The organism is Gluconacetobacter aggeris (assembly GCF_014174395.1).
GTDB lineage: Bacteria > Pseudomonadota > Alphaproteobacteria > Acetobacterales > Acetobacteraceae > Gluconacetobacter > Gluconacetobacter aggeris.
Genome location: NZ_JABEQD010000001.1, coordinates 537357 through 554471, shown reverse-complemented (window position 1 = coordinate 554471; position 17115 = coordinate 537357). Strand labels below are relative to the sequence as shown.

Genomic DNA, 17115 nt, shown 5'->3' with positions numbered 1-17115 from the left:
TGAGGATCGCACGATGACCCAGCCCTACGCCGCACAGCATTACGGCACCCGCGCCCCGGATTACGTGACCAGCGCCGTCCATGCCGAGGGAGCGGACCTGGAGGCGATCGAGCGGCTGGTCGCGGGCAAGGGATTGCGCCGCGTGCTGGATCTTGGCTGCGGCGGTGGCCATGTCAGTTACCGGCTGGCCCCGCATGTGGCGGAGGTCGTGGCCTGCGACCTGACCCAGCAGATGCTGGATGCCGTGACGCAGGAGGCGGCCCGGCGGGGCCTGTCGAATATCTCGACGGTGCGTGCCCCCGCCGAACGTCTGCCGTTCGAGGATGGCGGGTTCGACGCGGTGTTCTGCCGGTTCACGACCCATCACTGGATCGACGCGGCTGCCGGACTGTGCGAGGCGCGGCGTGTGCTGGCACCCTCGGGTGTCGCCCTGTTCATCGACGTGACGGCCCCTGCATCGGCGCGGGCTGATAGCTGGTTGCAGACACTGGAACTGCTGCGCGACGTGTCGCATGTGCGTGACTATGCAGTCGCGGAATGGGCGGCCTTGCTGGCCGGGGCGGGATTCGCCGTCCGGGAACTGGGCACGCATCGCCTGCGTATGGAATTCGCAAGCTGGGTGGCGCGGACGAAGACGCCGCCAGAGCGGGTCGCGGCCATCCGCTCGCTGCAGCAGGCGGCGCCGGAAGAGGTGATCCGGCAGTTCGGGGTGGAAGAAGACGGCAGCTTCATGCTGGATGTCGCGCGCTTCCTGGCTGAGCCGGCCTGAATTCTCCTCTTCACGCTTGCCTTGCTGTAACCAGAGAACCATCTGGCCTTTCCGGGACCCTGATTGTAAGAAGGCGGGTTTCCGGGGGCCCATGTGCGCCTCGTGTGATGGAGTGATGTGATGAGCTGGCTGACCGATTACGTCCGCCCCAAGATCCGCGGTCTGCTCAAGCGCGAGGTGCCGGACAATCTGTGGACCAACTGCGAATCCTGCAGCCAGATGATCCTGGTGAAGGACCTGCGGAAGGGCCTGAATGTCTGCCCGCATTGCGGCCATCATATGCGTGCGACGGTGGCCGAGCGGTTTGCCTGGACGTTCGACGAGGGTGCCTGCACGCGCATCGACCTGCCCAAGGTGGTGGTCGATCCGCTCTCGTTCCGCGACCGCAAGCGCTATACCGACCGGCTGAAGGACGAGCGCGCGAAGTCGCAGCTGGACGAGTCCATGGCCGTGGCCCACGGCAAGATCGGCGGGCATGACGCGGTGGTGGCTGTGATGGCATTCGAATTCATCGCCGGCACCATGGGGGCGGCGCTGGGCGAGGCTTTCGTGGCGGCGGCGCGGCTGGCGATCCTGCAGAAAGCGCCGCTGATCGTCTTCACCGCCTCGGGCGGCGCGCGCATGCAGGAGGGCATGATCAGCCTGATGCAGATGCCGCGCACCACGGTGGCGGTGCAGATGCTGCGCGATGCCGGCTTGCCCTACATCGTCGTGCTGACCAACCCCACCACGGGCGGCGTCACCGCCTCGTTCGCCATGCTGGGCGATGTTCAGATCAGCGAGCCCAATGCCCTGATCGGCTTCGCCGGCCCGCGCGTGATCGAGGATACGGTGCGCGAGAAGCTGCCCGAGGGCTTCCAGCGGGCGGAATATCTGCTGGATCACGGCATGATCGATATGGTGACCAAGCGCGCCGACCTGCCGGCCATGCTGGGCCGCCTGATCGGCCTGCTGAATCATCGGCAGGGTGCTACGCCGCTCCGTCCGGCGGCCTGATCCACGCCGATGACGACCTCGCCCACGGCGTTGGGGCCGGAATTCGTCGGTCGTGCCGGCGCGGTGCTGGAGCGGCTCAACCAGCTCTATCCGGCCCTGATCGACCTGTCGCTGGGCCGGCTGGAAGCCTTGCTCGCGCGGCTGGGCCATCCGGAACTGCATCTGCCGCCGGTGATCCATGTCGCCGGCACTAATGGCAAGGGCAGCACCTGCGCCAATCTGCGCGCCATCGGCGAGGCGGCCGGCTGGCCGGTGCATGTCATGACCTCGCCGCATCTGGTGGATGTGACGGAACGCTTCCGTGTTGCCGGCCGTATCGTCTCGACCGACGAACTGGTGGCGGTGCTGGAGGAGGTCGAGCGTGTCAATGACGGCGCGCCGATCACGGTATTCGAGGTTCTGACCGCCGCCGGCTTTGTTCTGTTCGCCCGCCACCCTGCCCGTCTGGCCGTGATCGAGGTCGGACTGGGTGGCCGTTTCGATGCCACCAATGTTCTCGCCCGGCCCGCCGCCTGCGCGATTGCGTCGATTTCGATGGATCACGAGGCTTTCCTGGGCAACAGCCTGGCTGCGATCGCTGCGGAGAAGGCCGGGATCATGAAGCCCGGCGTGCCGGCGGTGACCGGCTATCAGGCATCCGAGGCCATGGCGGTTCTGTGCGACCGGGCAACGGAATGTGGTGCGCGCCTGCTGGTGCGTGACGTGGACTGGGAGATCGCGCCGGCACCAGGCGGCCTGCGTTATGCGGACGCGCAGGGCATGCTGGACCTGCCGATTCCCGGTCTGCCGGGGCCGCATCAGGTAGATAATGCCGGGCTGGCGGTGGCGGCGCTGCGGGCCAGCGGGCTGGTGGTGCCGGATGCTGCCTGGGCAGGCATCGCCCGCACCGAATGGCCGGCCCGCCTGCAACGGCTGGACGGCGCGCTGGCTGCCCTGCTGCCGCCCGGCTGGGAACTGTGGCTGGATGGCGGGCATAATCCCGGTGCCGGCCATGCGCTGGCCGACATGCTGGCCGGCTGGTCCGATCGTCCGGTCCATCTGGTGGTTGGCATGAAGCAGACCAAGGATGCCACGGGCTTTCTCGCCCCCCTGCTGGAGCGGGCCGCCAGCGTCCAGGCGGTGGCCGAGCCCAGTCAGCATCTGGCATTGCCGGTCGAGGCGATCGTGTCGGCGTCTTCGGGCCGCGCCATTCCCGGCCCCACCGTGCGGGCCGCGCTGGCGCGTCTGGCCGAAGGGGCGGATGGTCCGGGGCGGGTGGTGATCTGCGGCAGCCTGTATCTGGCGGGGGTTGTCCTGGCGCAGGACGGTTGGGTCGCGCGTTGAGTTAAGGTCTTCTTTTTCTGGAGAAAAAGAAGCAAAAAGACTCTTATCCGTTCAGGAGCCTCGTGCTGGGCACATATGATGTCCCTGAACGAATCAGAGTTTTTTGGTTCTTTTTTGCAAAAAAGAACCTCCTTGAGGGGCTCCCCATGACACATCGGTACAAAGTCATCTTCGACACCGACCCTGGCGTGGACGACGCGATGGCGCTGTGTTTCCTGACGCGGCGGCAGGAATTCGACCTGCTGGGCGTGACCACGGTGCATGGCAATCTGGATATCGACACCGTCACGCGCAACGCGCTGTGGCTGGCCGAGCGGCTGGGGCTGGATGTGCCGGTGGGCAAGGGCGCGGCCACACCGCTGGTACGGCCGGCGGGGGCCGGGGTGCCGCATGTGCATGGACCGGGCGGGCTGGGCGACCTGATGCCGCCGGCGCAACTGGCCCGCGCGGTTGATCCGCGTCCTGCCTGGCAGGTGATCGTCGATCTGGTACGTGCCCATCCGCACGAGGTGACGCTGATCGCTATCGGGCCGCTGACCAATCTGGCGCTGGCCCTGCGGCACGATCCCGCCATTGCCGGGCTGGTGGCTGGCGTGAGTCTGATGGGCGGCGCGTTTGGCACACATGGTCATGGCGGCAATGTGTCTCCAGTGGCCGAAGCCAATATCCTGTCGGACCCGGAGGCGGCGGATCTGGTGATGACCGCGCCATGGAAGGTCACTGTCCTGGGGCTGGACGTGACGCAGCAGGTGGTGATGGACGCCGCCTATCTGGATCGGCTGGCGGAACGGGGCGGGCCGGATGGCGCTTTCCTGCGCGCTGTGTCGCGTTTTTATCAGGGTTTCCACGAACGTTCCCGCGGGCTGGCCGGCATTTTTGCCCATGACAGCCTGGCGGTGATCCAGGTTCTGGCGCCGCATCTGTTCACCCTGCGGCATGGGCCGGTCCGGGTGGTGTGCGGGGGGCTGGCCGATGGGCAGACGATCCAGAAGCCGGCCGGCCTGCCCGGACCACCCGCCCCGGCCTGGGATGACGCGCCGTCACGCGCGGTTGCGGTGGATGTCGATGTGGGCGGTGTGCTGGCGCTGTATGCGGAGACGTTCATCACATAAGGGTCCACGGTGGCATGTCACAAACCCGTCTCCTGTTTCGTCTTATGGCAAACAGCTTACAGGATGACGATCATGACCCCCCGACTGGACTATTTGGCGACCGCTCCCGCTCTTCTGGGCAAGATGCTGGAGCTTGAAGAGGCTCTCACATCCTCGGGTCTCGACCTCATGTTGATCGAACTGGTCAAGATGCGGGTTTCGCAGATCAATGGCTGTGCCTTCTGCCTCGATATGCATGCCGCGATCATGAAAAGCGGGCGAAGACACGCGGCGGGTCGCCCTGCTGCTGGCCTGGCGTGAAACGGCCTTCTATACGCGCCGGGAACGCGCGGCGCTGGGATGGGCCGAGGCTCTGATCCTGGTGGCCGAAACCCATGCGCCGGATGCGGATTTCGATGCTCTGTGCGGCCATTTTACGGATCAGGAGGTCGTCCAGCTTACGCTCGTCATCGGCATGATCAATCACTGGAACCGCATCGCCATCGGGTTCCGCTGGTTCTGTATCGGGGGCCCTTGGAGGATGATGGTCTGCCGCAGGTGACGAGCCTGACATGTCGTGAGGGGCACGTTATTGCCGTTTATGTCGTGCGCAATCCTGACAAGTTGCGGGGGATTCGCGCGGGATTATGATCTTCGTTCTTTTTTGGAAAAAAGAACCAAAAAACTTTTGATCTGTTCGGGAGTTTTTTGCCGGGCCATACGATGGCCCAAAATGAACGAAAGTCTTTTTGCTTCTTTTTCGGAAGACAAAAGAAGATCTTCTTTACCGCCTTTGTCCTGTGGCGCGCCGGATCTTCTCATAACGTGCCACCAGCCGATTGCGGCGCAGGGCGGAGAGGCGCTGGATCCAGAATATCCCGTCGAGCTGGTCGATTTCGTGCTGGTGGCAGATCGCGCGCAGGCCTTCGGACTCTTCGATATGCTCCTGGCCATCGAGATCCCGGTACCGTACGCGCACTTTGGCCGGGCGCTCGATCTGTTCGATGACGCCCGGCATGGAAACGCTGCCTTCTTCATGCCGGATCATCTCGTCGGACGTCGAGATGATCTCCGGATTGATATAGGTCCGGGGCCCCGATGTGTCGCGCAGGTCCAGTGCCACGACGCGCAGTGCCACGCCGATATGCGGCGCCGTGATGCCGATACCGGGGGCGGCGCGCATCGTGTCGAGCAGGTCGGCGGCCAGTGTGCGCAGCGCCGCGTCGAAGAGTGTAACCGGCTCCGCCGCCTGGCGCAGGCGCTGGTCCGGAAACATGACGATCGGGCGCGCGGTCATTCGGACGCCTCTTGGGATCAGATGAAGGCGGCAGCACGGACGCGGCCGACCGTCATTCCGTTCCAGTTGCGGATATCGTGGGTCGCCAGATCGCGCAGCACCGTGTGGTCGCGGGTCTCCGGGCCCAGGAAGCGCGTCAGCAGGGCGGCCATTGCGACTTCGGCCGCGCGGGGGGCGCCGTCATGGCATTTCACCGCGATGCCCAGCCCCTGCTCCGGCAGGCTGGCGGCCATGATGCCCTCCGCCCCCATCTTGCTGAACACGGCTGATCCCAGCGCCTGCATCAGCACGGTGTCGAAGCGCCCGCTGCCGCCGACCATGAAGGGGGCGCGGGCCACGGCGGTGCGCAGCCGTGCCGCCGCGCGCGCGCGTTCCGGGCCCAGACCGTGGCCGGTGCCGAAGCGTGCGAAGCCATGGGCCAGGGCGCGTAGCGGGATGGCGTAGGTGGGGATCGAACAGCCATCGATGCCGCGATTGTCCTCTCCATGGGCGGCATCCGTCACGTCGGCCAGCGCCGCCGTGACCTCGCGCATGATCGGGTGGGCCGGCTGGATGTAGCCTGCCAGATCCTCATCCCGGTCGCAGGCCAGACAGACGAAGCCGGCATGCTTGCCGGAGCAATTATTATGCAGGGCGTTGGGCGTGCCGCCCGAGCGGGCCAGCGCGTGCGCGGCATCGGCATGGGTCGGCCAGTGGGTGCCGCATTCCAGGCAGGCGACGTCGCGGCCCACCCGGCCCAGCATCCGCGCCGCGACTGCGACATGGGCCGGCTCGCCGTTATGCGAGGCACAGGCCAGCGCCAGTTCCTCGTTATCCAGGCCCAGCCGGTCGGCGGCGCCGCTCTCGACCAGCGGCAGGGCGAGGAAGGCCTTGACCGCCGAGCGCGGATAGGTCGGCTGCGCGATGTCGCCCAGCGCGAACAGCACGTCGCCATCGGCATCCACCACCACGGCGGTACCGGCATGGCGGGATTCGACGCGGCCGCCGCGTTCGATCTCGGCGATTGCTGTTTCCATGAGTGGGTGTCGTCCTTGGAGGTCAGGTGTTGCCGGTCAGGAAGTAGCTCGGGCTGCCCGAGCTGCGCGTCGAGTCCGGATCGTCCTCGATCAGATCGTCGATCATGAAGCGCTTCATGCGCAGCACGGCGATATCGGCTTCGCGGGCATCGTCGTCGTCAGCCACCAGGGACAGCCAGTAGGGCACGCCGCCCCGCTCGGTCAGCAGCAGAGGATGGCGGCGGCTCATGGCCAGGCCGTCGCGCAGCATGGCGTCGGCATTCTCTTCCGTCGTGATGTGGTACAGATAGCTGTCGGCGGGGTCGGACGCCTGAAGCCCGCGAAAATGGACGCGCGCCAGTTGCAGGGTCTCGGCATCCAGATGCGTGACCTGCCGCCGGGGTGGCGCAGGTTCGGCCCTTGGCGGGGCGGCAGGCGGCGGGCTGGTGGCGGCCGATGCGAACAAATCGTTCTGTCCGGCGTCTGCCGTGTCGCGTACCGGGCGCGGGGTGCGGGGCCGGCGGGTCGCGGGCTGTGTGGCGGCGCGGGGTGCTGGTGCGGGCAGCGGCAGTTCGGCGGTATCCGGGAGGATGCGTGCCATGTCGAAATTCCGTCGCAGGGTGGCTACGGGGTCAGGGTCGGGCAGGGCTTCGGCCATGATCTGCCGGCCGCGCCGTTGCCAGAACAGCATCAGGGCCTGGGCACCATCTTTCGCCGCGATCCGCGCGCGCGCCCGGCCCTGCATATCGTCTATCCGGAAGATCATGCGTTCCGAATTCCGGGTTGCCAGGCCGGTCGGCCTGACCCTGTAACCGTTTCTCACCATAATCCTCAGTCGTGCCGTTCGCCGTGAAGTCTGAAGTCGGCCGTCATTGGTGGCCGGTCCGCGCCTTATGCCGTTGCTGCGTCGCGGCAGGCGGCGCACAGGCCCTCTGCCTCGACGGTCGAATGGCGCACCGTGAAGCCGATATGCCGTGTGGCATCGACCAGCGCATGCAGGATGCCGTGATCGTCCAGTTCGGTCACCTGGCCGCAGCCGGTACAGATCAGAAATTGCGCCGCATGAGGATGGCCTGCCTCGGTATGGCTGCCATCCAGCGCATGCGTGCAGCCCACGAAAGCCGACAGGCGCTCGATCTTGTGGATCAGCCCCTCTTCCAGCAGAAAATCCAGTGCGCGGTAAACCGTGGGCGGGGCGGCGCCCTTCTTGTCGGCGCGCAATCCGTCCAGCAGGTCATAGGCGCCGACCGGGCGCGCGGCCTCCAGCACCAGGCCCAGCACCTGGCGCCGCAGATCGGTCAGCCGCGAACCATGCGCGGCGCACAAGCGCTCGGCATTATCCAGCCGTGTCTCGGTCTTTTCGGCGAAACTCGTCCCCGCCATACCTGCCGCGCCATGCCCCCCCGATCTGTTCAGAGATGCCGCCGAGCGGCTCCCTGGTTTCCATACGCCGGAAAGCGCGTTATATGAAGGCTTCAAATATGTTACATTATAACGTATTTTGACCTGCCAACCCTCCTGCTGACGGCCTGTCGCGTGTCTGCTGACCTTATATTGCCCCTTCGTCTCGCCCGGTCGGGCCTGGTTCGCCTGGTCTGCGCCTGGCTGATGGCTGTCATGCTGGCGGCATCGGTGGGGCGGCCGGCCCGTGCCGACAGTCCGATTGCCGTTGTTGCCGCCGAAGCGGTCTGGGGCGATATCGCGCGCCAGGTCGGGGGGGCCGATGTCGCCGTGAGCAGCATCCTGACCAATCCCGCCACCGACCCGCATGCGTTCGAGGCCAGTCCGATGGATGGGCGGCGGCTGGGCATGGCGCGGATCGTGATCGCCAATGGCGGGGGATATGACGGCTGGATCGATCGGCTGATGGAGGGGGGCGGTAGCGCCGACCGGCCGGTCGTGCTGACCGTCGCGGCACTGGTCGGGTGGCGGGACGGCGACAACGCCCATTTCTGGTACGACCTGTCGATGGTGCGCGTCGTCGCGACGGCATTCGCCGCCGATTGCGGCGCGATCCGCCCCGATCGCCGTGCGGCATTACAGGCCCGCCTGCAACGGTTTCTGGACACGCTGGTACCGCTTCAGCAGCGGATCGCGCAGTTGAGGGAGCGGTATCATGGGGTGCCGGTGGCCGCGTCCGAGCCGATCTTCGGCCTGATGACGCGGCAGATCGGTCTGACGATGCACGATACGGACTTCCAGCGCGCGGTCATGAACGGCACCGATCCCGGTCCCGCGGAGGTTGCCGGGTTCGAACAGGACCTGGCGGCGCGGCGGGTGCGGGTCCTGATCCTGAACGAACAGACGACCGGCCCGGCCACCGAACGGCTGGACCGTCTGGCGCGGGGGACGGGCATTGCCGTGCTGCGGGTCGGCGAAAGCCTGCCGCCGGGCACGCGCTATCAGGACTGGATCGGTGGGGTGCTGGACCGTCTGGAACAGGCCTTCGCCCAAGGATCGGCCCGGGGGCCCGCATGAGCGGTCATGATGGCCATGGGTGCTGCGGCGGACCGCCCGCGCCGGCGTCCCCTGCCATGCCGCCGGTCGACATGGCGCATGTCACGCTGCGCATCGGCGACCGCATTATCCTGTCCGATGTCGGGCTGACGGTGCCCGCCGGGGCCTTCGTCGGCATGCTGGGGCCCAACGGCGCGGGCAAGAGCAGCCTGATTCGCGCCATTCTGGGCGTGGTGCCGGCGGCGGCCGGGCGGATTTCGGTCTTCGGCCGGCCGGTGGGGCGGGGCAACCACGATATCGGCTATCTGCCGCAATTCCCGGCCCGCTCGGCGCCGCGCCTGGACGGGCGCAGCTTCATCGCCGCCGCCCTGCATGGCGAACGCTGGGGCCTGCCCTGCGACTGGCGCCCCGGCCGGCACCGCCGCCACGATGCGATGGAAATCGACCGGGTGCTGGATCTGGTGGGGGCCATGCATCTGGCACGCCGGCCGATCGACCATCTTTCGGGCGGCGAACGCCAGCGGCTGCTGCTGGCGCAGGCCCTGCTGGGGCGGCCCCGTCTGCTGCTGCTGGACGAACCGCTGGCCAGCCTCGACCCCCATCGCGCGCGGGAAGTCGTGGCGCTGGTGGATACGATCCGCCGCCAACTGGGCATTGCGGTGCTGTTTTCCACCCATGACCTCAACCCGCTGCTGGGGGTGATGGACCAGGTGCTGTATGTGGGGCGCGGGGCGGCGCGGCTGGGCACGGTGGACGAGGTCGTGACCGGCCCGGTGCTGAGCGCCCTGTATGGCATGCCGGTCGAGGTGATCCGGGCGAACGGGCGCATCTTCGTCGTTGCCGACGGGGTGGTGCAGTCGTGAGCGGGCGGGGGTAGCATCCGATCATGTTCGCCTTCGAATTCATGCGCCATGCCTTTGCCGCGACGGGTATCGTTGCGATCCTCTCCGGGCTGGTCGGTTATTTCATGGTGCTGCGGGGCGAGAGCTTTGCCGGCCACGCGCTGTCGCATGTCGGCTTTGCGGGGGCGACCGGTGCGCTGCTGGTGGGCATGCCGCCCTTCTGGGGGCTGATGGGCGCCACGGTCCTGGCCGGGGTGGCCATGGGGCTGGGTGGGCGCGGCACCACCCAGGGGCGGGATGTCACCATCGGGCTGGTCCTGTCCTGCATGCTGGGTTGTGGCCTTCTGTTCCTGCACTTCCTGACCACATCGGCCACCCGCGCCACGGCGTTGCTGTTCGGCAACGTGCTGGGGGTGGACCGGTCGATGCTGGGGTGGCTGCTGGTGCTGGGTGTGGGCTGCGTGCTGGCCATGGCGGCGCTGTCGCGGCCGCTGCTGTTCGCCAGCCTCCAGCCCGAGACGGCGGAGGCCCGCGGCGTAAAGCTGCGCATGGTATCCACCATCTTCCTGGCCATCGTCGCGGTCGTGACGGCGGAATGCGTGCAGATTACCGGTGTGCTGCTGGTCTTCGCGCTGATGGTCGGGCCGGCGGCGACGGCGCAGCGCCTGACGGCCACGCCGGGATGGGGGATCGTACTGTCGGTCCTGTGTGCGATCGGGGCGGGCTGGGGCGGGCTGGCCCTGTCCTGGTGGACCGATTGCCCGGCCTCGTTCTGGATCAGCGCGCTGAGTACGGGTTTTTACCTGGTCGCCGGCGCCTGGCGCTTCACCGGGCGGCGTGAACGCATCGATGCGGCCTGATGATCCTGCACGACGGGCCGAGGAACGGGCGGTTCAGGACGGCAGGGACCAGCACCACCATGCCATCAGGACCAGCACGGTGCCCAGCCCGGCATGCAGGGCAAGCAGCATCCGGCCGTCAATGACCGGCGGGTGTTCCAGGCGGCGGCGTGAAGGCATCGCGCGTATCTCCGGACAAGTGGAATCGGTAATCGGGGTCAGTGGTCGTGGCCGCCATGCGGCACGACGTGATAGGTGCGGTTGAAATAGACCAGGCCCCCCATCGGCGCGCCGATGCGGATGGCCTCGACCACACCGAACATGACGCTGTGGGTGCCGACCTCGACAATCCGGTCGATCCGGCAGTCGAAGGAAGCCACGGCCTCTTCCAATGCCGGCGCGCCGGTCACCATCGTCGTCCAGTGGCCGACCGTGAACCGTTCGTACATGTCCAGCGGCCCGGCGAAGGTGCCTGAAATGTCGCGCTGGCCGGCGGACAGGACATTGATGCAGATCGGCCCGCCGGTATGAAAGGCATCGCGCGCGCGTGACGCGCGGTTCATGCACACCAGCAGCGTGGGCGGGGCGTCGCTGACGGAACAGACGGCCGAAGCGGTGAAGCCCACCGGGTCGTCCAGCGTGCCGGTCGTGACCACATTCACTGCCGCGCCCAGCCGCGCCATCGCGTCCCGATAGGTCTGGGAGTCCACACTCATGCCCGCGCCCTTCCTGCCGTCGTCCATTCCTGTAGGGGCGGCATCTGCATCATCGATCATTCTGGCATAGTATCACGACAGGGAAAACGGAAGGAACTCATCATCATGCAGGCCGACGCGACGGACGATACGCTGCTGGTATCCCGCCAGGGCCGCCTGGGGCGGCTGACGGTCAATCGCCCCAAGGCGCTGAACGCGCTGGATATTACGCTCTATCGCGGGATCGCCGCGGTGCTCGCCGCATGGCGGGACGACCCGGCGGTCGAGACGGTGCTGATCGACAGTACCAGCCCCCGGGCGTTTTCGGCCGGCGGGGACCTGCGGGCCCTTTATACCCTGGCACGCGACGCGGGGCCCGATGCGGCGGCGCAGGTGTTCCGTGCGGGCTACCGGCTGGTCTCGGTCCTGGCGGGGTATCCCAAGCCGGTGGTGTCGTTCATGGACGGGATCACGATGGGGGGTGGGGTCGGGCTGGGTGCGCATGTCCGTCACCGGATCGTGACCGAACGCAGCGTGCTGGCCATGCCCGAGGTCGCGATCGGGCTGACGCCCGATGCGGGCGGGTCGTACCTGCTGTCCCGCGCGCCGGGGCTGTATGGGCTGCGCCTGGCCCTGACCGGCGGCCGGATGCAGGGCGGGCAGGCCGTGGTCGCGGGCTTTGCCGACCGGATGCTGGCGGCGTCGGACCTGCCGGAGCTTGCGGCCGCCCTCGCCCGGCGGCCGGCGGGTGAAGTGGTGGATCTGGCCCCTGCCGTCCCGCGCCCGGTTCAGGAGGAACTGGCGGCGATCAACGCGCTCTATGACGCGCCGGACCTGGAGACGATCCGCGACCGGCTGGCGTGCAGCGCCGAGCCGTGGGCGGCCGAAGACCGCGAGGCGATGGAGCAGGCCTCGCCCCTGTCGCTGCTTGTCACGTTCCGCGCCTGGCATGCCGCGCGCCGCCTGCCGGATCTGAACACGGTGCTGGAGCAGGAATATCGCCTGGTCGGCAACCTGATCCGCCTGCCCGATTTCACCGAGGGCGTGCGGGCCAAGATCGTCGACAAGGACAACGCGCCACGCTGGCTGGCGGGCGAGGCGCTGGGCGATGCGGCGATCGAAGCCTGTTTCGCCCCCCGCCCCGATACGCTGGGCCTGCCGGTCTTTCCCGAACCGGCGTGACCGCGCGCCGTTTCCCTCCACGCCCTTCGGGCCATCGCCCCACGCCCTCGATCCGAGGTTCCGATCCATGCCGTTCTCCGCCGCCTATCATCCCGCCCGTGAGCATCTGACGCTGGGCGATGCGTTCTACGACCCGGTGGAAGCGGCACGCTTTCCCGAACATATCCTGCGCTTCCGCAACCAGGACGCGGCGGCGCGGATCGGGCTGGATACGCTGACCGACGCGGAATGGATCGATCATCTGGGGCGCTTCGTCCCGCTGCCCGACGGGCTGCCGACGCCGCTGGCGCTGCGCTATCACGGGCATCAGTTCCGCCAGTACAATCCCGACCTGGGCGATGGGCGGGGCTTCCTGTTCGCGCAGATGCGGGACGCGCGCGACGGCAGGCTGCTGGACATTGGTACCAAGGGCAGCGGCCGCACGCCGTGGTCGCGCGGCGGGGACGGGCGCCTGACCCTGAAGGGCGGGGTGCGCGAGATCCTGGCCAGTGAAATGCTGGATGCGCTGGGCGTGAACACCTCGCGGACGCTGAGCGTGATCGAGACCGGAGAGCGGCTGCAGCGCGGGGACGAGCCGTCGCCCACCCGGTCGTGCGTGCTGGCGCGGCTGAGCCATTCGCACATCCGTGTGGGAACTTTCCAGCGCCTTGCCGCGCTGGAAGACCGGGCCAGCCTGACGCGGCTGGTGGACTATGTCATGGCCGCCTACTTCCCCGACACTCATGGCGGGGACAATGCGGCGACGTCGCTGTTCGACATTGCCTGCACCCGCATCGCGCGCCTGGCGGCCCAGTGGATGGGGGCGGGATTCGTGCATGGTGTGCTGAATACGGACAATATCAACATCACGGGCGAAAGCTTCGATTACGGCCCGTGGCGCTTCCTGCCCCGATACGACCCTGCGTTCGTCGCCGCCTATTTCGACCAGTCGGGCCTGTATGCGTTCGGGCGCCAGCCCGAGGCCGCGCTGTGGACCCTGGCGCGCCTGGCGGAATGCCTGATTCCCCAGACGGAAATCGAAGATCTTCAGAAGATCTTCGACGATTTCCCAAATCGTTATGAAGTGGAGATGAACTGCGTCATCGTGAAACGCCTTGGCTTGTCACCACTTTCCAGAAATGATGACCGTGAACTGTCGGCGGAGACATGGACGTTTCTGGAACGATCGGGAATAGGATTTGAAAATTTGTTCTTCGACTGGTATGGTGGAACGCAGAGCAGGCATCGGGCGCTCAACGGGCCCAATGCCCATTTCTATGCGGGTGCGGAGTTCGAGCCGCTGCGTCGGCGGATCGATGCCTATTCCCCGCGACCGGATCTGGATCTTTCCAGTCCGTATTTTTCCCGATCCGTCCCCTGCACCATGCTGATCGACGTAGTGGAGCGGATATGGCAGCCGATTGCGGACCAGGATGACTGGAGCATGCTCAATGACACGCTCGCGTCGATCCGGGACATGAAGGCCGCCCTCTCGCCCGCCGCCTGACGGCGGTACGGTTCGGGATACCGGCATGGCAATCCGGCCATCCGGTGGCGTCTGTGGAGCAAGGAGTTCCAGGACAGATCTTTCCGAACAGGGAGAACGGAATGCAGAATTTCTCACCGCAAGCGACAAGCCTGGCCCATGTGTCCGAATACGAGATTTCGGATAACGCGCGGCTGACCCTCTGGCTCGCAGCCGCCGTGGCCGCCATATGCGGCGGCCTCTACGGCTACGACACCGGCATCATTTCGGGTGCCCTGCTGCTGATCACGCGGGATTTTCATCTGGGCAGTACGGCGCAGGAGTTCGTGGCCTCGGCGATCCTGGCCGGCGCCGTGATCGGCGCGGTGGGCACCGGCTGGCTGTCCGAACGGTTCGGCCGCCGCACCACCGTCATGATCGTCACCGCCATCTTCGTGACGGGGGCGCTCGCCTGTTCGATGGCGCCCGATGTCGGCACGCTGATCGCGGCCCGTATCTATCTGGGCCTCGGCGTCGGCGGATCGACGCAGGTGGTGCCGATGTATATCTCGGAACTGGCGCCGGCGGCTAAGCGCGGGCGGCTGGTCACGCTGTTCAACGTGGCGATCGGGATCGGCATCTTCCTTGCCAATATCGTCGGTTTTGCGATGCGCGATGCATGGGGCTGGCGGCCGATGATCGCGATCGCGGCCGGGCCGGCGCTGTTCGTGTTCATTGCCATGTTCTTCCTGCCGCGCAGCCCGCGCTGGACGGCGGAGAACCGGGGGTTGAAGGCTGCGATCCGCGAACTGATCAAGGTTCGCACGAGTCATCGTGAAATCCATAAGGAAATCAAGAAGATTCACGCGGCTGCCGAAAATGTTTCCGACGATCAGCGGGGATGGCGCGGTCTTTCCCAGCCCTGGGTGCGGCCGGCCCTGATCGCGGCGTTCGGCGTGGCGTTCTTCACCCAGTGCGGCGGATTGGAGATGATGATCTATTACGCCCCCACCTTCCTGTCGGATGCCGGGTTCGGCCATTCGGCGGCGCTGCTGGCCAGCGTGGGCGTGGCGGTCGTCTATCTGGCGATGACGCTGACCGGCTCGCTGGTCGTCGATCGGGTCGGCCGTCGGCGGCTGATGCTGATCATGGGGCCGGGTTCGGTCCTCAGCCTGATCGGGCTGGGGCTGATGTTCATGCTCCATCCCGACAAGGGCAGTGTCGGCAGTTGGATGATCATTGCCTTCCTGCTGCTGTTCATGATGTTCAACTCGGGCGGCATTCAGGTCGTCGGCTGGCTGCTGGGGGCCGAGATGTTCCCGCTGCCGATGCGCGGCACCGCCACCAGCCTGCATGCCGCCACCCTGTGGGGCAGCAACCTGCTGGTGACCAGCACGGCGCTGACGCTAGTGCAGACGATCTCGCTGGGCGGGACGATGTGGTTCTATGCCGGGGTCAACCTGGCATCGGTCCTGTTCGTCTATTTCCTGGTTCCGGAAACGCGCGGTGCCTCGCTTGAGGATATCGAGAAGGCGCTGCGGGAAGGGCGTTTCCGGCCGCGTCGGGGACAGACGGCCATCGTGGCGCAATAGGGCGGCATCCTGCCCTGACGCCACGGCGGCCGGGTGGGATGGAGCGGGGTGTTATGCCTAGCGGCCATTCCACCCCGTCTCCGTAGGGCATCGGCGCAGACTCGCCGGTAGCAGGGCCGGCGTTGCGTTCGATCGATGGCCGGGTCGAGCGACTTCCTCAGCGTTGGAATAGCCGTCATCGGTCAAAACGTGGAGTTCGTCGACACTGAGGACGTGCCGCGTGCCCTTCGACATCGACGACGCGCACCAAAGCCTCGGGCGCCACATAGTCGTCAATGCAAGGGGGCAGGAGAGCGGCCTGCCCACGGTCCATGCCTTCCATAAAGCCCATTCGCGCCCCTCCCGCCGGAGCAGGAATAGTCATTTCAGTCGCATAGGAGTCGCATAGGAACAGTTCCGTACGCCTAAAACCCGGCGGGTTGGTGCATACCTGAGTCAGGATGTGCCAGGTGGACAATGGCTGCAAACGGAGAGATTTCCGCTCCGAGCTCTATCGAGAGCCCAAGCGCATGACTGCCGCCGGATTCCTGAAAACGATGATAAATCGGGGAACGCAGCGTTTTATGTGGCCAGCCCGCCAACGGGCCGGGCGAAGAGTATTGTGCGCTGGCCGTTTTGCCTTCAGCCAGAATATCCCCCCTCCGAATTCGGTGATGGCGTGAATCGCCATTCGGTTGGCGCATTATGCAAGTGAAAAGAACGCCGTGTGCTTTACGCTCTGGCGAGATGCACGAAAGGTTGGTCATGTTCACCAAAGGAAAGAAGACAGCCCTCGTCACCGGAGCCTCGTCCGGAATGGGAAAGGATATCGCCAAAAAGCTCATCCAAGACGGCTTCCAGGTCTATGTAGCCGCGCGAAGCGTCGAGAAGATGAACGATCTCGCCGCCCTCGGCGCGCAGCCGTTGCGGCTCGACGTGTCGAAGGACGATGAGATCAGGGCCGCCGTGGATACGATCCTCGCCCAAACCGGCGGCGTCGATGTGCTGGTCAACAATGCAGGCTTCGGCCTCTATGGCCCCGTCGAGGATGTCACGCTCGACGAGGCCCGCTATCAGTTCGAGGTGAACCTGTTCGGCGCCGCGCGGCTGACGCAGCTCCTGCTGCCGTCGATGCGGGCGAGGCGCGCCGGCACGATCGTCAACGTGACCTCCATGGGCGGCAAAATCTATTCGGTGCTGGGCGCGTGGTATCATGCGACGAAGCACGCCCTCGAAGGCTGGTCCGACTGCCTCCGGCTCGAGGTCGCCCAGTTCGGCATTCGCGTGGTCATCATCGAGCCCGGCGTGATCGAAACCGGCTTCGGCGATGCGGCGTCCAATAATCTTCTGAGGCGTTCGTCGGGTACACCCTATGCCGGTCTGGCACAGAAGGTCGCGAACTCCATCGCCAACACCTATGACAAGGGCACCGGAAGCCCCGGCACGGTCGTTGCCGATGCCGTTTCGCAGGCAGTGAAGGCCAAAAAGCCGAAGACGCGCTACGCCGTCGGCAAATACGCGAAGATGCTGCTCGGCATGCGCAAGTGGCTCAGTGACCGGGCTTTCGACAGCATCATCCTGAGCCAGACGAAATAGGCGCCGACCATGTCCGCT

19 protein-coding genes are annotated in these 17115 nt (G+C 66.4%); 13 read left to right on the top strand and 6 right to left on the bottom strand.

The annotated features are described in order from the left end of the window. Positions 1-13: 13 nt before the first annotated feature. The 6 genes from HLH36_RS02480 (at position 14) to HLH36_RS19675 (ending at position 4741) form a co-directional block, all read left to right on the top strand. The gene (locus HLH36_RS02480) at positions 14-769 is read left to right on the top strand and encodes a class I SAM-dependent methyltransferase (RefSeq protein ID WP_182984869.1); all 756 of its coding nucleotides are present in this window, start codon (positions 14-16) and stop codon (positions 767-769) included. A 120-nt stretch (positions 770-889) separates the two neighbouring features. Further along, entirely contained in the window at positions 890-1765 is an 876-nt protein-coding gene (gene accD, locus HLH36_RS02475; protein ID WP_182984868.1) for an acetyl-CoA carboxylase, carboxyltransferase subunit beta, read from the top strand. 9 nt (positions 1766-1774) lie between these two features. Next, the gene (locus tag HLH36_RS02470; RefSeq protein ID WP_182984867.1) at positions 1775-3088 is read left to right on the top strand and encodes a bifunctional folylpolyglutamate synthase/dihydrofolate synthase; all 1314 of its coding nucleotides are present in this window, start codon (positions 1775-1777) and stop codon (positions 3086-3088) included. Between the two features lie 146 nt (positions 3089-3234). After that, on the top strand, positions 3235-4200 hold the full coding sequence (locus tag HLH36_RS02465) for a nucleoside hydrolase (RefSeq protein ID WP_182984866.1): 966 nt from the start codon (positions 3235-3237) through the stop codon (positions 4198-4200). Between the two features lie 72 nt (positions 4201-4272). Then, positions 4273-4500, top strand: a complete 228-nt coding sequence (locus HLH36_RS19680; protein ID WP_246376309.1) for a carboxymuconolactone decarboxylase family protein — start codon at positions 4273-4275, stop codon at positions 4498-4500. A gap of 61 nt (positions 4501-4561) precedes the next feature. Further along, positions 4562-4741 carry a carboxymuconolactone decarboxylase family protein gene (locus HLH36_RS19675; protein WP_246376307.1) on the top strand — a complete coding sequence of 60 codons (180 nt, stop codon included), beginning with the start codon at positions 4562-4564 and terminating at the stop codon, positions 4739-4741. A gap of 222 nt (positions 4742-4963) precedes the next feature. On the opposite strand, the gene HLH36_RS02455 is transcribed toward HLH36_RS19675, so the two are convergent. The 4 genes from HLH36_RS02455 to HLH36_RS02440 all read right to left on the bottom strand — a co-directional run bounded on the left by HLH36_RS02455 (position 4964) and on the right by HLH36_RS02440 (position 7854). Next, entirely contained in the window at positions 4964-5476 is a 513-nt protein-coding gene (locus tag HLH36_RS02455; RefSeq protein WP_182984865.1) for a peptide deformylase, read from the bottom strand. A gap of 17 nt (positions 5477-5493) precedes the next feature. Then, complete coding sequence (locus HLH36_RS02450; protein WP_182984864.1) at positions 5494-6492, bottom strand: asparaginase; 999 nt, start codon at positions 6490-6492, stop codon at positions 5494-5496. Between the two features lie 22 nt (positions 6493-6514). Then, positions 6515-7237: a hypothetical protein gene (locus HLH36_RS02445; RefSeq protein WP_246376306.1), complete on the bottom strand. Its 723-nt coding sequence runs from the start codon at positions 7235-7237 to the stop codon at positions 6515-6517. 125 nt (positions 7238-7362) lie between these two features. Next, positions 7363-7854: a transcriptional repressor gene (locus HLH36_RS02440; RefSeq protein WP_182984862.1), complete on the bottom strand. Its 492-nt coding sequence runs from the start codon at positions 7852-7854 to the stop codon at positions 7363-7365. Positions 7855-8025: 171 nt separating this feature from the next. On the opposite strand from HLH36_RS02440, the gene HLH36_RS02435 reads away from it, so the two are divergent. Genes HLH36_RS02435 through HLH36_RS02425 form a run of 3 tightly spaced genes read left to right on the top strand, consistent with a single transcriptional unit; the run spans position 8026 to position 10630 of the window. Continuing rightward, the gene (locus HLH36_RS02435; RefSeq protein ID WP_246376304.1) at positions 8026-8949 is read left to right on the top strand and encodes a metal ABC transporter solute-binding protein, Zn/Mn family; all 924 of its coding nucleotides are present in this window, start codon (positions 8026-8028) and stop codon (positions 8947-8949) included. Next, complete coding sequence (locus tag HLH36_RS02430) at positions 8946-9791, top strand: metal ABC transporter ATP-binding protein (RefSeq protein ID WP_246376302.1); 846 nt, start codon at positions 8946-8948, stop codon at positions 9789-9791. The genes HLH36_RS02435 and HLH36_RS02430 overlap by 4 nt, the downstream gene beginning before the upstream one ends. Before the next feature lie 23 nt (positions 9792-9814). Continuing rightward, entirely contained in the window at positions 9815-10630 is an 816-nt protein-coding gene (locus HLH36_RS02425; RefSeq protein WP_182984861.1) for a metal ABC transporter permease, read from the top strand. 33 nt (positions 10631-10663) lie between these two features. Here HLH36_RS02425 and HLH36_RS20000 read toward each other — a convergent pair whose 3' ends face one another. Both HLH36_RS20000 and HLH36_RS02420 read right to left on the bottom strand, forming a co-directional pair. Continuing rightward, a complete protein-coding gene (locus HLH36_RS20000) occupies positions 10664-10789 on the bottom strand; it encodes a hypothetical protein (RefSeq protein WP_275943746.1) in 126 nt (41 codons plus the stop codon). A gap of 38 nt (positions 10790-10827) precedes the next feature. Beyond that, entirely contained in the window at positions 10828-11325 is a 498-nt protein-coding gene (locus HLH36_RS02420; RefSeq protein WP_182966351.1) for a flavin reductase, read from the bottom strand. Between the two features lie 105 nt (positions 11326-11430). Here HLH36_RS02420 and HLH36_RS02415 point away from each other — a divergent pair, with 105 nt between their 5' ends. The 4 genes from HLH36_RS02415 (at position 11431) to HLH36_RS02400 (ending at position 17097) form a co-directional block, all read left to right on the top strand. Further along, entirely contained in the window at positions 11431-12486 is a 1056-nt protein-coding gene (locus tag HLH36_RS02415) for an enoyl-CoA hydratase/isomerase family protein (protein WP_182984860.1), read from the top strand. Positions 12487-12553: 67 nt separating this feature from the next. Continuing rightward, a complete protein-coding gene (locus tag HLH36_RS02410; protein WP_182984859.1) occupies positions 12554-13972 on the top strand; it encodes a protein adenylyltransferase SelO in 1419 nt (472 codons plus the stop codon). A gap of 101 nt (positions 13973-14073) precedes the next feature. Continuing rightward, positions 14074-15522 carry a sugar porter family MFS transporter gene (locus tag HLH36_RS02405; protein ID WP_182984858.1) on the top strand — a complete coding sequence of 483 codons (1449 nt, stop codon included), beginning with the start codon at positions 14074-14076 and terminating at the stop codon, positions 15520-15522. A gap of 744 nt (positions 15523-16266) precedes the next feature. Then, the gene (locus HLH36_RS02400) at positions 16267-17097 is read left to right on the top strand and encodes an oxidoreductase (protein ID WP_182984857.1); all 831 of its coding nucleotides are present in this window, start codon (positions 16267-16269) and stop codon (positions 17095-17097) included. Positions 17098-17115 lie beyond the last annotated feature (18 nt).